The sequence below is a fragment of the Rosistilla oblonga genome, assembly GCF_007751715.1.
Lineage (GTDB): Bacteria > Planctomycetota > Planctomycetia > Pirellulales > Pirellulaceae > Rosistilla > Rosistilla oblonga.
Genome location: NZ_CP036292.1, coordinates 379,318 through 395,438 on the forward strand (window position 1 = coordinate 379,318; position 16,121 = coordinate 395,438).

Sequence of the window (16,121 nt, forward strand, 5' to 3'; positions counted from 1 at the left end):
TTCGGAGCGAGCTATCCAAGCGGGTTTCCGTTCTGCAGTCATCGGAACTTTTGCCAGTCGTTAACTCGGGCGAACTTCTTAGGGAGAACGTGTGTGGATTTGACAATTCGATCAGCACCCCAATGGCTTCGGTTGGGAATCCTTCCGATCGCGATCGCTTTCTGCGGTCTGTGGGGCGTTCAACAGTTGGCCGCACAGGACGCTTCGCAGATCGTCGACGAAGCGGCGCTGAATCAATTGGTTCAGCCCGATCCGGCGGCTAGCGATTCCCTGGCGACCGATGCGGTGGAACCGGCGGGGATCGATGTCTTGTCGTTGATCTCCAAGGGTGGCATCTTCATGATCCCGATCGGCGCGATGTCGCTGCTGGTCGTCACGCTTGGGGCCGAGCGGTTGTTTGCCCTGCGGAGAGGACGGATGGTCCCCTCGGCGCTGCGTCGCAAGCTGGAGATGTTGGCCGATCCGATCGATACGTTTGATCCCGAGGTTGCTTATCAGGCGTGTCGCCGGCATCCTTCGCCAACCGCCCGCGTCGTCGCGTCGGCACTGCTTCGCACCGGCCGGCCGCTGGCGGAGATCGAACGGACCGCAGCCGAAGCGGCACAACGCGAAGCCGATCGGTTGGCGGGGCCTATCCGTTGGTTATACCTGGCCACTGCGATCACGCCCTTGATGGGATTGTTGGGGACGGTCTGGGGCATGATCCGCGCGTTTCACGACACGACTCAATTGGCCGCCGGTCAAAACAAAGCCGAATATTTGGCCGAGGGGATCTACGTGGCATTGGTCACCACCTTGGCCGGTTTGATCGTGGCGATCCCCGCGGCGATTCTGGCTCACCATTTTGAAGGGACTTTGACCCGGGCGTTTCACCGGATCGAAGAGATCTGTTTTTTGGTCGCCCCGGGCTTGGAAAGGTTCACTGGCCGGATGCGGCTCGATTTTGATGGCCACTTGGTTCCGCTGACCTCTGCCAAACCGCCGGTCGCGCCGCCTGCGGAACGTCCCGTCGGGAAGACTTCCGCCGCGCCAGTTCGCTAGACTCCTGCGAGTACAAATGTTATGGCCGTGCAACTGAAAAAGTCTCAAGCGACAAGCACGCTCAGCTTGACTCCGCTGATCGATGTCGTCTTCTTGTTGCTGATCTTTTTTTTGGTGGCATCGCGATTTGCTCAGGAAGATCGGCGGATCCCGATCGAACTCCCTTCGGCGACTAGCGCCACGCCGATGACCGAACAGCCGAAAGAGATCGTCGTCGACATCGATTCCGAGGGGGCGCTGGTGCTCAACGGGAACACCGTCACGGCCGACGAATTGGAAACCGAATTGGTCCGCGGCGTCGCCAGCAATCCGGTCCATCAATCGGTTGTGATCCGCGCCGATCGACGCGTGCAATTTCAATCCGTTGTCACGGTGATGGATCTTTGCAACCGCACCGGTGTCGCTGATTACACCGTCACGACACAAGAAGGCCCCGGCGAATATTAGTTAACTGAAAGCATGTCTCTGAATCCCCATTCGAAACTGCCGTCGGACGAAGTGCCGCCCGAAAGCGACCACATGTGGCCGCTGGATTTGGCTCTCGTTGCGCTTGGTGGTTCGTTGATGTTTATGGCGGCCAGTCGCCTGGGGTGGGACGATCCACGTTGGCTGTACAACGCCAAAACCTACGCGATCGTGATTCCCGCCGGCATGATTTTGCTCGACCTGATGCTGCGGAACTTTGTTTCGCGGTACATGCAGCGGTCGTTGCAGTTTGGTTTTTTGGTCAGCATGTTTGTCCATCTGGTGCTGTTGATCCTTGCGATCAACGTCGTGATCTTTGCGCGGTATTGGCCCGATGCCGTCGTCGGTGCTCAGCCGCAGAAGACGCCGGTCCGCAAGACGCTGCCCGATAACCTGTTTCGCGTGAATCCCGATACCGTCGCCAAGCAGCCCGATTGGGCCAAGCCGGTCGATGCGACAAGTGAAGCTCGCGTGACCCCAGTCGAAGCGAAACGCTTGCCGCGAATCGCCGAGGTCGCCAAGCGGTTGGAGATGCCGACGCCGCCGCAAGTCGAACATCAGCCGCAGCCGTTTTTGGTTCCGCGAGATCAGCCGACCGAAGCGCAGCCGACGCTGGCCGATGCGCCGTCCAAGCTGGCTCGGCAGATCGCTGCGGTCACGCCCGAGATGCGTTCGACAACCGAATCGATTCAGACGCCCGATGTGCCGCAACAACAATCCGCGTCGCAATCGCCGCAGGCCAGCGCAGCGACGATCGCCCGCAGCCGCGCCGCCGGCGCGTCGGCTCAGCGGCCGCAATCGGCTCCCGAAATGCAAGCCTCGCCCAATCCCAGCGCCACGATCGCACGACGCAATACGCAGCAGGCGGTTCCGGAAATCCAGGCGCCCAGCGATGCCGCTGCGATGCTTCGCCGCGATGCGAGCTCGCGGACGACGCCGTCGATGTCAGCTCCCGCGGCGCCCAGCTTGAGCGTCGCGCGGCAGTCGGAACGGTCGACGCGTCAGTTGTCCGATCGCGGCAGCGGGCCGCCGCGTCGCGCGTCGATGTCCAGCGGCGCCTCGTTGGCGCCTTCGACGGCGCAGAGCGAATTGCCTAGCAGTCTCAGCGGAACTTCGACATCTCCCGCCGCGGCGGCGCAGCGTTCGCCGGGTGAGCAAGGGATGCCGTCGATCGCTTCGAGTATGGCCAACAGTTCCAGCCCGCTGACCGGCCGATCGCGAGGGACGGCGCGGTCGATGGCGATGTCCGCGGGTGCCGGACCGGTAGAGGTTCCGCAGCCGCGAGGAAGCGAAGGAGATGCTGCGTCGGGAGACGAACCCGGCCAGCAGTTGGCGGCTCGCGGAGCGATGACTGGCCGGGCGACAGCGGCCAGCGACGCGATGGCGTCGATCGGGACGCCGATGCCACTGAACATCATGGCCGACGATGGGCCCGCCGGTTTGGGACGCGAACTTGCGCCGCGGATGGGCTTTCCCTCGGACCGCCCCGACGATCGACCGATGATCGCGTTGCAGCCGAATCAGCAGCGGTTTCAACGGCGGCAGCTGGGCGGCCTGACGCCGCCGCCCGCCGAGCGCGTCGCATCGGTCGAACCGTTTCAGCGCCGCTTGATGCGGACCGCCGGCGGCGCCGCGCCTGCGCCGGCTGGGATGGTTGGTCCGGAGACCGAAGAGGCGATCGAACGGGGGCTGGCTTATCTGGCCGCTCGGCAGAAGCCCGATGGCAGTTGGTCGCTGCAAGGGCATGGCGAAGATGTGAGTTTGCGTAGCGATACCGCCGCAACAGCTCTCTGCGTGTTGGCCTTTCAGGGAGCCGGTTACACACATTTGAAGCATCAGTATGCCAATACCGTTGCCCGGGCGATCGGCTTTCTAACGAAGCATCAAAGCGAAAACGGCGACCTGTTTCGCAGTGAGGATCCAACTTCGAACCTTAACGTCTGGCTGTACAGTCACAGCATCGCGGCGCTTGCGGTTTGCGAAGCCTTTGGGATGACCAAAGATCCCGAGCTGACCGATCCGGCGCAGCGGGCTATCGATTTTATCGTTGCCAGCCAACATCCAACCCGCGGTGGTTGGCGGTATCAGCCGCAGGTTAGCAGCGATACCAGCGTGACCGGTTGGATGACGATGGCGCTGAAGAGCGGCGAGCTGGCGGGGCTGAAGGTTCCCGAGAAGACGTATCAAGGGATCGACAAATGGGTCACGCTCAGCCAGGATTCCGCGGGCAAGCCGTACCTGTTTCGCTATAACCCGTACGCTCTGGACACGCCCGCACAGCGGCATGGTCGCGAAGTCACGCCGACAATGACGGCGGTCGGGATGTTGATTCGGATGTATCGCGGTTGGCGACGCGACAATCCGAACATGGAAGCTGGCGCCGATTATCTGCTGACCCATCTCCCCGAGCTCGGCAGTCCCCGCCGGCCTCAGCGCGATACCTATTACTGGTACTACGCGACGCAGGTGATGTTTCACATGGGCGGCGAAACGTGGGAGCGGTGGAACAATAAACTGCATCCGTTGCTTATCCTCGGCCAGGAAAAAGATGGCCCCGACGTCGGCAGTTGGGATCCCAAGCTGCCGATTCCCGATCGCTGGTCTCCGCACGGCGGACGGCTGTATCTGACGACGATGAATCTATTGTCGTTGGAAATCTATTACCGACACCTGCCGATCTACGAAGACACCGCCCGCTGATTGTTGGTCGCGGCATCACCCTCCCTCAGGGAGGGTCGAACCCGCGCAGCGTGGTTCGGGGAGGGAAGTTTTCGGTGATCCCGCGTCGGTCGATCCGGCGGAATGCCCTCCCCGAAAAACTCGCTAAACGCTCGTTTTTCGACCCTCCCAACTTCGTTGGGCGGGTGCAGTTGATAGAGATTTGTAGATGTTCTCGCGTGCGAAAGTGACGATGGGATCAATTTCAGTGCGAGCTTGCTGGAGGGCCGGTGTCTAGTTGTGGTGTTGGTTGTTTGTCGGTGTTGCTTGGATTGGAATCTCTGTCCCTTCTTCACCCTCCCTCAGGGAGGGTCGAACCCGCGCAGCGTGGTTCGGGGAGGGAAGTGCGACAAGTCGATGTCGGTCGATCCTACGGACGGCCCTCCCCGAAAAACTCGCTAAACGCTCGTTCTTCGACCCTCCCAACTTCGTTGGGCGGGTGCAGGTGTATTGATGCTGTTGACTTGAATGCTGCACGATGATCCCGAGGGGAGTGATTGTTGTGGCATGTTAAGTTTTGCGTTCCGTTGATCGTTTGACGCTCTTCATTCCTGATCCGATAGCCTTGCGAGGTTTAAATTTGTAGGGCAGGCCCAATTCATAGGTGATCGCACGAGCGATCGCTTCGGCATCCTCTTCCACTTGCTTGTCAGTAAATCGGAGGACTTGCCAGCCGAGGCTTTCGATGTGTTTTTGGCGTTTCAAGTCGTCGCTCAAGACACTGTCGTGATAGCCACCGTCGATTTCGACAACCAGCATCATCTGAGGGCATGCAAAGTCGACGATCCATGGATGAATCGGATGTTGTCGCCGAAACTTTAACCCGCATAGCTGTTTCGCTCGGAGGACACTCCATAGCAAGCCCTCGGAGGCTGTTTGGGTTTGCCGTAACGCTCGTGCCCGTGAAATATCATCATCTGGTTGGTGTTCCGCCATGATTGCGTCTCTCGGGCTGGTTCTACTTCAATCGTTCGGATTCGCTGGTTGGGTGTCGTTGATCGTGAGGCTATCGGTTGCAGCACTACGTGAATTATATCGCCGGTGTCGGTCGATCTAGCGGTTTATCTGTCGGTGTTGCATGGGTCCGAATCATTTGCCCAACTTCACCCTCCCTCAGGGAGGGGCGAACCCTCGCAGCGCGGTTCGGGGAGGGGAGTTATTGGTGATTCCGTGTCGGTCGATCCTGCGGACGGCCCTCCCCGAAAAACTTGCTAGACGCTCGTTTTTCGACCCTCCCAACTTCGTTGGGCGGGTGCAGTTAATAAAGATTTGTAGGTGTTCTCGCGTGCGAAAGTGACGATTTGATCAATTGCAGTGTGACCTTGCTGAAGTGGCGGTGTCGAGTGTTGGTGTGATCGTTTTGTTGTGCTGATTGGACGGGATTCTCTGGCCCTTCTTTACCCTCCCTCAGGGAGGGTCGAACCCGCGCAGCGTGGTTCGGGGAGGGGAGTGCGACAAGTCGATGTCGGTCGATCCTGCGGACGGCCCTCCCCGAAAAACTCGCTAAACGCTCGTTTTTCGACACTCCCAACTTCGCCGGGCGGGTGCAGTTGCTGGATGGGAATCGGTGAATGCTCGCGATTGATTTCTTCGTTGGCTACAATGCTGCCAAGACCACGCGTCGCTTTACTGTCTAACTTCCCGCCTTGAGAACCTTCATGATGACAACGTTGTTTCGCAGCTTGCTGGCTGCTTGGATCCTTCTGCCCGCATCCGCTTTGTTTGCTCAAGACGTTGCGATCGACCAGCTCGATCCCGAGATGGCGGTCGCCAAGAAGACTGTCGATGGACTCGACTGGTACGACGTCACGCAGTGGGGTGTCGAGGGACGGATTCTTCCCGATCAAAAGCGCGAGCAGTGGTTCGATCGCTTTCCCGCGTCGGCGAAAGGGGAGGTGACTTCTAATGTCTGGAGCCTCAGTCGCGATAGTGCGGGGATGATGGTCCGCTTCAAAACCGATGCGACCGAGATTCACGTCCACTACAAACTGAAAAAGTCCCGCCTGGCCATGGCGCATATGCCTGCGACCGGTGTCAGCGGCGTCGATCTCTACGCCCGCGATGAAGCTGGTAACTGGCGATGGGTTCAGGTCACGCGGCCATCGTCGCAGGAGATGAAGGTCAAGATCGTCGGCGATTTGGCAGAGGGGATGCGAGAGTATGCCGCCTATTTGCCGCTGTACAACGGCGTCGAATTCATGAGCATCGGTGTGAAGCCGGGCAGCCACTTCGAAGGTCTCGCGCCGCGTCCCAAGCCGATCGTCTTCTATGGAACCAGCATCACCCACGGCGCGTGTGCCAGTCGCCCCGGCATGGTTCATACGGCGATCTTGGGCCGCCGAATGGATATGCCAGTCGTCAACTTGGGCTTCTCCGGCAACGGCCGCATGGACAAAGAGGTTGGCGATTACCTGACGCAAATCGATGCCGCGGCGTTTGTCATCGATTGCTTGCCGAACATGGGGCCTGCGGATGTCACGGCCAAATGTATTCCGCTGATCAAACAGCTCCGCGCCGCCCACCCGTCGACTCCGATCATCCTTGTCGAGGATCGTCGCAACACAAACGATTGGATTCTGCCAGCCCGGCAAGCACATCATACGAAGAACCACGCCGCGTTAAAAGCAGCTCACGCTAGCTTGGTCGCCGACGGGGTGACCGGCCTGCATTACATCACCGGCGATACTTTGTATGGCGACGACTCCGAAGGAGCGACCGATGGTTCGCACGCTAGCGACCTCGGGTTCATGCGACAGGCGATGCAGTTCGAACCGATTTTGCGCGGCGCTCTCGGTGAGGGACGCTAGTCCCCGCTTCCGGGTGGAACTCGAGTTTTGAACCTCGAGGGTCGGTGGACGGATATCGCTAAAGTCTGCGATACTCTCAGCACGTCCATCTCTTTTTAGCTGCCTATAGCTGCCACCGGCCTCCACTCGATTCCATCGAATCATGCTGAGCATTGAAACTCTGATCCTGATCATCGGCATCCTGCTGCTGCTGGGCATCGCGTCGAACAAGTTTTCGGCGCGGGCCGGTGTGCCGGTGCTGTTTGTCTTCTTGATCGTCGGCATGTTGGCCGGTTCCGAGGGGATCGGCGGGATCGAGTTCGAGGACTATTCATTAGCCTACGGGATCGGAACGGTCGCGTTGTGTCTGATCCTGTTCGACGGCGGCATCCGAACGCCCTATTCGTCGATCCGATCGGCCTGGAAGCCGGCGGGCGTCTTGGCGACCATCGGTGTCTTTATCACGGCATTGATCACCGGCGCGGCGGCCGCTTGGGTTTTGGAGATTTCGATCTGGCAGGGGATGCTGTTGGGCAGCATCGTCGGTTCGACCGATGCTTCGGTCGTCTTTTCGGTGCTCCGTGGTGGCGGCGTTAACATCCGCCCCAAGCTGGCCAATACGCTGGAGGTGGAGAGCGGGTCGAACGATCCGATGGCGATCTTCTTGACGATCGGTTTGATTCAGGTGCTCAGCGGCGAAGTCCCTTTTGGCTTCGGCTTGATCACGTTGTTTCTGAACCAGATCGTACTTGGCTCGGTCGTGGGGATCGGAATCGGTTGGGGCGGGGCGTGGCTGCTCAGCCACGTGCGACTCGAAGCCGCCGGGCTGTATCCCGTGATGGCATCGGCGCTGGCCCTGTTTTCGTTTGGGCTAGCTGCCGCGTTTGGTGGCAGCGGATTTTTGGCGGTCTACCTAACGGGAATCGTGATCGGCAACCGGCGCCCCGTCTTCTATCGCGGGATCTTGCTGTTTCATGATGCGGTCGCCTGGATCTGCCAGATATTAATGTTTACCGCGCTGGGGATCCTTTCGTTCCCGAGCCGGTTGGTTGGAGTCGCGGTTCCCGCATTGCTGATCTCGTTTGTGTTGATCTTCATCGCCCGCCCGATCGCCGTCTTCCTCTGTGCCTCTTGGTTTAAGTTCTCGTTTCGAGAGCTGACCTTCTTGTCCTGGGTGGGGCTGAAGGGAGCGATTCCGATCACGCTGGCTACCTTCCCGATGCTCGCGGGACTGCCGAGTGCCTCGTTGATGTTCGACACCGTCTTCTTCGTCGTCTTGACCTCGGCCTTGGTACAAGGCTGGACGCTGCCTCATATCGCGCGCTACTTGAAGCTGGAAGTGCCGACGCGTTTGCCGCCGCCGGTCACTCTCGAAATCAGTTCGTTGACCAACGTCGACGGTGACATCGTCGATTACTTTGTCGACGAGTCGTGTCAGGCGACGGGGCGGATGATCAAGGACCTGGCGTTGCCCGAGGGAGTTGTGATCGCGCTGCTGGTTCGCGACGAACAGATCATTCCACCGCAAGGGCGTTCGGTGTTGCATAGCGAAGATCATGTGATCGTCGTCTTGCGGCCGCGCGTTCGGGCGTTGGTCGACAGGATCTTTGCGCATCGCGAACAGTTGGAGAGTCCGATCCCGGCGGAGTTGGAGTTTCCGCTGCGAGGGTCGATCAAGGTCGGGGAGATCGAGCAGTTCTATGGACTTTCGATCGACACCGACAACGATGCGACGCTCGATGAATTGGTGCGGAAGCGACTGGATCCAGCCGACGTCAAAGTTGGCGCGACGGTCCGGTGCGAACAGCTCGCGTTTCGTGTCCGCGAGCTATCGTCCGGCGGGACTGTCGAATATGTCGGCATGACGATCCTGCCGCAATCCGATCCGAACAGCGGCGTCGAAGCGGAAAGCTAGGTTCCCAATAACGTTTGCAACAACACGGCATACCTGCGCGGAAGGGGAAGGCTCCCAACTGCCCATCTCGGAAAAAACTCCGTGCCTTAGCGCCTCCGTGAGATTCTTCGATACCTGGCGTGAGGTCTCTCACCAAGGCACGAAGGCACAGAGGGGAGCGATCGTGTCTGTTCCGAACACGTCCCTCCTTGTTTCCCATCCACAGCCGTGCAGCGGCGGTAGCGTATAGCTGCGGGCGTGAGCCCGCAGATCCCGTGGCATGGTGTTACGCGTAGCCGCGAAGCGGCGACAGCAATCGCTTGGGAATGCCCGAGTTTTTGGCAGAATGATCGGGGGCAGAATGATAAGGTTAGCGATCGGTAGAGAAACGCGAACGTCTCGAAGATATTCACCATCGCTGCCGAGTAATCATCCTGCCCTTAATCATCCTGCCCCCATCATCCTGCCCACATCATCCTGCCCCCATCATTCTGCCCCCATCATTCTGCCATTCTGCTGCTGCCATTCTGCTGCTCGAGAGACCAACTTTCAGTAATGATTGGGACGCTGCTCGACGCGAATCCCGGTCACGCTTTCCGGTGCAGGGAGGCGGCGATGTCCGAGGCTTGCTGCTGGCGGGACCAGGGATTGGCTGTTCGTTGCGGTGGTCGCTTGATTTCGCTCCGCTAGGTCCTAGGATGGAACGTTCGATCGATCAACACTGTTGCGGAAACGGCTTCCGCCGGTGGGATGACAAGCCGCAGACAACTGGTTGCCTGCGAGTGCATAAAGAGCTGCTATTGGCTAGACTGTTCTGCTGAATCAACGCATTGATTGGGAACACGTTCCATCGACTCCACTGAGCCCCGAACCATCGGATTTACAAAATGAAATTTCAACTTGCGATCACGCTTGGATTGTTTTCTTGCCTTCTTCCTGGATCCGCCTTCGCTGAAGACGTGAAGGTTGAAACCGTACTCCGCGGATTGCAGAATCCTTCCAGCGTTAGCTTTAGCCCCAACGGCGAACTGACGGTTTGCGATTCTCGTGGCCTGGTCGTGATGCTGAAGGAGGGCAAGCCCGTCAACTACGTCACCGGGTTCGATACCGAGTTTTGGAAGAGCGACGACACCGGGAAGAAGTGGTACGCCGTCGGACCGCTGTCGGCGATTTGGGTCGGTGACACGTTAGTCGTCAGCGATTCGGGCAAAGGGGATGGCGAAGAGACGTTGCTGATGTTCAGCGCTGGCGGCAAAGCGTCGACCGGCGTGGCAACCAATCCTGTTGGCCCAACCAGCGACGACGCTGCCGACAAGGGCGAAGGCAATTTGACCGGCCTGAGTGCGACGGCTGACGGCAAGCAGATCTTTGTTGCTGGACAAGGCTTTGACGGAAAGTCGTGGGTCCTTTCAGCTGATCCGCAAACCAAGAAAATGCAACCCTTGCTGTCGGCTGACGAGAACGGTATCGCGACCAATTCGCCGATGCAAACTTTGGTCGGCCCCGACAACACGCTCTACGTCCTGTACTCGGGCAAGGGCGGCGCAGCGGATGGCTTGATCGTTCAATGGGACTTGGCAACCAAGAAGCCAGTTGCACAGTGGAAGCTTGACGGCGTTATCAATCCAATGGGAATGGCTCATATCGATGGGACCAAGTTCGCCGTCGTCGAAAACAATTGGGCGCTGAACAACGTGAACGAAGGCCGCGTCGTGACCGTCGACCTGGGCGCAGAGGGGAAAGCTGAAGTCGCCGAGACCGGTGTGAAGTTGCACGGTCCCGTCGCCTGTGCCTTCGGTCCTGACAACCGTCTGTATGTCACGCAGATTGGCGAAAAGATGGACGCCGCCGCGGGTAGCGTCGTCGCCATCAGCGGCCTGAAGTAAGCCTCTTTAAGTTCTTGCAGCAATTCCGGCAAGCGAGCCAAACGTCTCGCTTGCCGTCTCTTTCAAATTGCAGGCATGAGGTCTCTCACGGAGGCACGTAGGCACAGAGTGAAGACATTGTTGATGTCCTAAACTCTCATTCCCATGACGCCTGAACCTCCGTGCCTTCGTGCCTCCGTGAGAATCCTTCCGGTTCCCACGCTTGAGGTCTCTCACAGAGGCACCAAGGCACAGAGTGAAGCTATCGTGTCGGTCTCCGGCGCGTTTGTCCCTGCATTCCATCCACAGCCGTGAAACGGCGGTAGCGTATAGCTGCGGGCGTGAGCCCGCAGATTCGGTGGCATGTTGTTACGCGAAGCCGCGAAGCGGCGCCAGCAATCAAACGCTGCCGCCGCTTCGCGGCTAATGCGTGCTTTTGCACGCTCCCGGTCCGTGCGCTGATGCCCACGGCTAAATGCTTCCGCCGCTTCGCGGCTCAGACAAGTTGCGCGTCGGCAGCGAACTTGCGTTGCATAGTTGGGTCTGTCAGAATGCATTCGCTGGAAGAGGGGGTGAGTCGTCGGTCAGGGATCTGGTGAGAATATGACGCCCAGGAGTAAGCTCCGGTCTTGCGCACCATTGCGAACAAGTCAAATCCCTCTGTTTTTCCCCGGTTGTTCAGGTGAGAAGTACCGTTCGGCGCTACAACGAATCATAAAGGAATCGAGACATGCATTGTCGCGGAGTTCTACTTCTACTTATCGTCTTGTCGGGATGCGGCGCGGAGTCGACGCCGGTCACAAGCCAGCCGGATTCATTTGACACAACGGATGTCGACGTAATGCCGCTCGTAGGCGATACCGGAATTGAAGGGCGTTGGCGGATTGTCTCATTACTCAAGAACGGTCAGGAAGCAATCGACTCGAGTGGCGTCCCGATCGAGATCGAGTTTGTCAATGGAAGACAAATCATGACACAGGGCGGTATGTTGCTCGATGACTCTGGCTACGTGATCGACCCCGGCACTACACCTAACTCGATTGACATCATTCACAACGCAGGTGGCGGCAAGACCGCCACAACGCAGGGAATCTACGAGGTGAATGGCGACGAAACCAGATTATGCATGGGCTCTCAACAAAGTCGACCGAAGGAGTTTGCGTCAACGTCTGAGTACAACGTGACAGTGCTTAAGCGCATCACTTCCAAGTAACACAGCGGCGGTTCTCGGTCACATCCGGATAATTGCCGAACAATCTCATGCACTGGAGAGCCGGCGGTTGGCTCGGTTTCAAATGGAGCGACATCACCGCCGCCCCAGTGATACGTGTCGTTCTATAGACTTGCAATCTACATCGATTACGATTCGACACTCAATGAATTGGGGCGTAAGCGGTTGAGGCGAGCGTTACCAACGCGTGTAACCGCACGGATAGCGTCGGTCGTTTCACGCTGTGCTCGCGTCAACGTTGGCAGGTTCGCTGGTCGATTGCTCGGCTTCGGGGAGCATTAGTAGGGCTCCGATCAGAAAGCAGATCGCGCCGGCGAGGGTGAAGGCGACTGAGGTCGTTGGCCAGTCTTCTGGAGTTGTTGGCAGCGAGATGCCCCAGAAGGCGGAGAGCAGGAAGCTGATGCAGCCGAGTAGGTTGATGGCGACGATCCACCAGGCGATTTCGCGTGGTTGGAACGACCAGTGGGCGTGGCAGGTTTCGATCCAGGCGAGATAGCCCGAGGCGAAGAAGAGTAGCGAGCCGAGGATGTTGGGCGTCCAGACCGCCAGGTCGGATTGGAACCAGTTTAATCCTGGGATCATCCCGTCGAAGGTGTTGAAGTTGAAGAGGATCGTCCCGGCGAACTGCAGGGCACAACTGAGCCAGCCGACGTCGTGAGGACGCCAGCCGATCAGTTTCCGCGATTGGTTCGATGATCGCCCGGCGTTGGCGGCTTGAAACAGCTGCAGCCAAGCCGCGGTGGTGAAGGGAATCGAGCCAGCGAAAAAGATCGCGTTGATGTTGGCTTCGAGTCCCGACGCTTTAGCCAACTCGGGCATGAGCGTCAGCAAGCTTCCTGCGGCAAACAGCGACGAACCGATCGCAAAGATGCAACCGATCCACCAGTTAAGGCTCTGTGGGTTGAAGACCCAGGTCGCCAGAGAGCTTGCCGCCCGGCGAGGGCCCAGCGACTTGCGATGCTGACGCGACGTCCAGATCGATTCGACTTCGCCGGCAAGCTTGTAGACTCGCCGGGAAACGAAAGGCCACGCACCCGCCGCAGCGATACAGACGCTGTCGTCTGCAGAGCTGATCGCGTCGCCGCCGTCGTTGATCTGGATGCTCGTCACGTGCTGTGTCTGCTGCTCGGATGTCGTGGGTGCGTCGGGCCAATTCGATCAGTGATGGAAACCCGAGGCTTCTTCTGGCGTGATCTGCGACTGGACCGGGTGCTTCTTAAAGTAATCGATCGAGCGTTTGATGTCCTCGATCAACAGAGCTCCCAGGTCGCGACTGACACCATGCCGAACCAGGATCCGCTGGATCGCAAGGTCTTGGCGGTTCGCGGGCAATGCGTACGCGGGGACTTGCCAACCGCGACTGCGCAGCCGATCGGCGAGATCGTAAAGACTGAATCCCGGCTCGACGCCCTCCTTGATCTTCCAGCAGAGTGCCGGGATGCCCGACTCCATGTCGCCGTCGTAGATCACATCGAAATAGTCCAGCTTTTCCAGCTCGCGTGCCACGAACTTCGCCGTCTCATAACAGGCGGTGTGGATCTTGCGATAACCCTCTTTGCCCAGCCGTAGGAAGTTGTAGTACTGGCAGACGACGGGACCGCCGGGACGCGAGAAGTTCAGCGCGATGTCGCGCATGTTTCCGCCCAGGTAATTGACCCAGAAGATCTCTTCTTGCGGCAGGTCCTGTTCCTCGCGCCAGATCACCCAGCCGACGCCCAGCGGCGACAGGCCGAACTTGTGCCCCGAGGTGTTGATCGATTTGACCCGAGGCAGGCGGAAATCCCAGACCAGATCGGGAGCACAAAATGGAGCCAAGAAGCCGCCGCTGGCTCCGTCGACGTGCATCCGGATGTCCAGCCCGGTCTCTTTTTCCAGTTGGTCCAGGGCGTCGGAGACCTGTTGGACCGGTTCGTATTGGCAGGTGAAGGTGACGCCCAGAGTTGGCACGACGCCGATCGTGTTTTCATCGCAGCGCTTGATCACTTCTTCGGGAGTCATGATCAGGCGATCGTTCTCCATCGGGATCTCGCGCAGTTCGACGTCCCAGTAGCGGGCGAATTTGTGCCAGCAGACTTGGACCGGGCCGGTGATCAGATTCGGTTTGTCGTAAGGTTTGCCGGCCGCCTTGCGCTTCGCCTCCCAAGCTCGCTTCATCGCCATGCCGCCCAGCATCGCCGCTTCGCTGGAACCGGTCGTCGAGCAGCCGATCGTGTTGGCGGCGGCCGGGGAGTTCCAGAGGTCGGCAAGCATGTGCACGCAACGCGCTTCGATCTCCGCGGTCTGCGGATATTCATCCTTGTCGATCATGTTCTTGTCCATGCACTCGTCCATCAACTTGTGCACTTCGGGCTCGGCCCAGGTCTGGCAGAAGGTAGCCAGGTTCTGACGCGAGTTGCCGTCGAGCATCAGTTCGTCGTGGACCAGCGAATAGACGTGCCGCGGGTCGTGCTCTTCGCCTGGGAACTTGTATTTCGGCAACTGACCCGCAAGGTCGGTCGATCCGTAAACGTCGTCGTCGAGTAGTTCGCGAATCGAATCTTTATCGTGCAGGGGCATGTTTCTAAATCCTTTGCCGGGTAGTTTGGGCGGACGGTCTTTGGTTTTTGGTTCGTTGGCGTGGGCGGGTTTGCGACGCCGCCAAGGGAAGTTGGCGGTACGGATTATGCGGAGGCTAGGGACTGTTGCCGTTTGGCAGTTCGGCCGGGTTGTCGTTGCTGGGGCTTCGTTTTAACAGTTCGCGATAGGATTGCCGGATCGCCGCAAGGGTGCGGATGTCGGTCAGTCGATTGTCGCATTCACGCCGCAGTGCGCAGCCGTGACGGCACAACATCCGGCGGTCGCGAAGCGGCATCGGTTGGCCTGCGAGATCGCCCAGCATCGTCATCATCCGCAGCGCAGCGTTGCGGTCCGCGGCGACGTAGGGTCGCAATTGGTCGAAGACCAGCGACGCGAAGCCGGCAAACGTGACCGGCGTCGCCACCAGGCGGAGGTTCTGCGATTCGTCGAAGCGATGCGAATCGGGCAGCTCGCGAGCCGACAGGTTTTCCAACGCCGACTGCAACCAATCCATACAGCTGATCGCCGTAAAAGGATCATTGACTCCAGGCGAAAGCGCCCGCATCGCAACTTCGACCAATTGATTGATCTGAAAACGCAGGTCTTGCGTGGTGGTCCGTTGAACGCCAAAGACAAACATCGCGGCGAGTTCTTTGCGGATGTCGTCGTCGATCCGTTCCCGGGGTGCAACAAGCATCAGCAGGCTGGCGGGCGTGACGAAGTCGCCGGGGCTGCGGTCGATCTTCATCACCAAGTCGTGTTGGCAAGCGATTTGCATCAAGCCGTTGCCATCGATGTATTCCAAATATCCGCTAGTGGTCGCATCGATTTGCACGGCCGTGGAATCGAAGCAGTCCGGCATTTCAAGCTTCTGTTGGCGGTCGATCTCTTCGTCCCGCGGTTCTCCGACGCGAGCGGGGAACTGCCCATCGATGTGTCGGTTAATCCCTTTGCCAACATTGGCAATGATGTTGGAGACGTGGATCGTTTCGGGAATATGATGAATGAAGAAGATCAGCACGCCGACGCTGGCGATCGCCATCAGGACGCCGATGACCACAGCGATCTGAGGCACAAACGCACCAGCCAGATCGCCGACCGCGTCGCCGACCGCGTCGCCGACCGCGTCGCTGCCCGGCGGCGCGCTCTCGGCGCTGCGAACGGTTCGCAAGACCATCAAGCAATAGATGAAGGTCGAGATAAAAACGCCCAGCGTAAACTGGTTGGCTTTATCCGCCATGAAGTTGTTCAACAGTCGCGGGCCGATCTGCGACGTCGTGTGCGAGATCGAGAGGATCGTCATCGAAAACGTCACGCCGGCAACCGTGATCATCGATCCGGCGACTGTCGACAGCACCGCCCGCGCACCCTCGGGTTGATTTGTCGACAGCCAGTCGATGTCATCGATCCAGTCCGAGCCGAGCGATTCGTCCAGCGCCGTGGTGGCAAATGAGAGCAGAATCGAACCGACAACCAGCAGTGAGGGGACGAACCAGTAGCTGTCCCGAACGCGTGTCCAGAGCGTGATGATCGACGCATTCATTGGGATGCTGGACTCTCAAAAG

The 16,121-nt window shown here is 59.0% G+C and carries 11 protein-coding genes; 7 read left to right on the forward strand and 4 right to left on the reverse strand.

Translation table 11 applies throughout. The annotated features are described in order from the left end of the window. Positions 1-99 precede the first annotated feature (99 nt). Genes CA51_RS01330 through CA51_RS01340 form a run of 3 tightly spaced genes read left to right on the forward strand, consistent with a single transcriptional unit; the run spans position 100 to position 4,206 of the window. A complete protein-coding gene (locus tag CA51_RS01330; protein ID WP_145117338.1) occupies positions 100-1,041 on the forward strand; it encodes a MotA/TolQ/ExbB proton channel family protein in 942 nt (313 codons plus the stop codon). Between the two features lie 21 nt (positions 1,042-1,062). After that, entirely contained in the window at positions 1,063-1,488 is a 426-nt protein-coding gene (locus tag CA51_RS01335; protein WP_145117339.1) for an ExbD/TolR family protein, read from the forward strand. Between the two features lie 12 nt (positions 1,489-1,500). Further along, entirely contained in the window at positions 1,501-4,206 is a 2,706-nt protein-coding gene (locus CA51_RS01340) for a prenyltransferase/squalene oxidase repeat-containing protein (RefSeq protein ID WP_145117340.1), read from the forward strand. Between the two features lie 528 nt (positions 4,207-4,734). On the opposite strand, the gene CA51_RS01345 is transcribed toward CA51_RS01340, so the two are convergent. Then, positions 4,735-5,160, reverse strand: coding sequence for an endonuclease domain-containing protein (locus CA51_RS01345; RefSeq protein ID WP_145117341.1), 426 nt, complete (start codon positions 5,158-5,160; stop codon positions 4,735-4,737). 725 nt (positions 5,161-5,885) lie between these two features. Between CA51_RS01345 and CA51_RS01350 the strand changes: the two genes are divergently transcribed. The 4 genes from CA51_RS01350 to CA51_RS01365 all read left to right on the forward strand — a co-directional run bounded on the left by CA51_RS01350 (position 5,886) and on the right by CA51_RS01365 (position 11,982). Continuing rightward, positions 5,886-7,031 (forward strand): SGNH/GDSL hydrolase family protein, encoded by a 1,146-nt coding sequence (locus CA51_RS01350; protein ID WP_145117342.1) that lies wholly within the window; start codon positions 5,886-5,888, stop codon positions 7,029-7,031. Between the two features lie 142 nt (positions 7,032-7,173). After that, a complete protein-coding gene (locus CA51_RS01355; protein ID WP_145117343.1) occupies positions 7,174-8,925 on the forward strand; it encodes a potassium/proton antiporter in 1,752 nt (583 codons plus the stop codon). An 866-nt stretch (positions 8,926-9,791) separates the two neighbouring features. Further along, a complete protein-coding gene (locus tag CA51_RS01360; RefSeq protein WP_145117344.1) occupies positions 9,792-10,790 on the forward strand; it encodes a PQQ-dependent sugar dehydrogenase family protein in 999 nt (332 codons plus the stop codon). A 709-nt stretch (positions 10,791-11,499) separates the two neighbouring features. After that, positions 11,500-11,982: a TIGR03067 domain-containing protein gene (locus CA51_RS01365; RefSeq protein ID WP_145117345.1), complete on the forward strand. Its 483-nt coding sequence runs from the start codon at positions 11,500-11,502 to the stop codon at positions 11,980-11,982. 234 nt (positions 11,983-12,216) lie between these two features. On the opposite strand, the gene CA51_RS01370 is transcribed toward CA51_RS01365, so the two are convergent. The 3 genes from CA51_RS01370 to CA51_RS01380 form a co-directional block, all read right to left on the reverse strand. Further along, positions 12,217-13,110: a hypothetical protein gene (locus CA51_RS01370; protein ID WP_231745927.1), complete on the reverse strand. Its 894-nt coding sequence runs from the start codon at positions 13,108-13,110 to the stop codon at positions 12,217-12,219. A 48-nt stretch (positions 13,111-13,158) separates the two neighbouring features. After that, on the reverse strand, positions 13,159-14,556 hold the full coding sequence (gad, locus tag CA51_RS01375) for a glutamate decarboxylase (RefSeq protein ID WP_145117346.1): 1,398 nt from the start codon (positions 14,554-14,556) through the stop codon (positions 13,159-13,161). Positions 14,557-14,671: 115 nt separating this feature from the next. Then, positions 14,672-16,099: a DUF2254 domain-containing protein gene (locus CA51_RS01380; protein ID WP_145117347.1), complete on the reverse strand. Its 1,428-nt coding sequence runs from the start codon at positions 16,097-16,099 to the stop codon at positions 14,672-14,674. Positions 16,100-16,121: the final 22 nt, after the last annotated feature.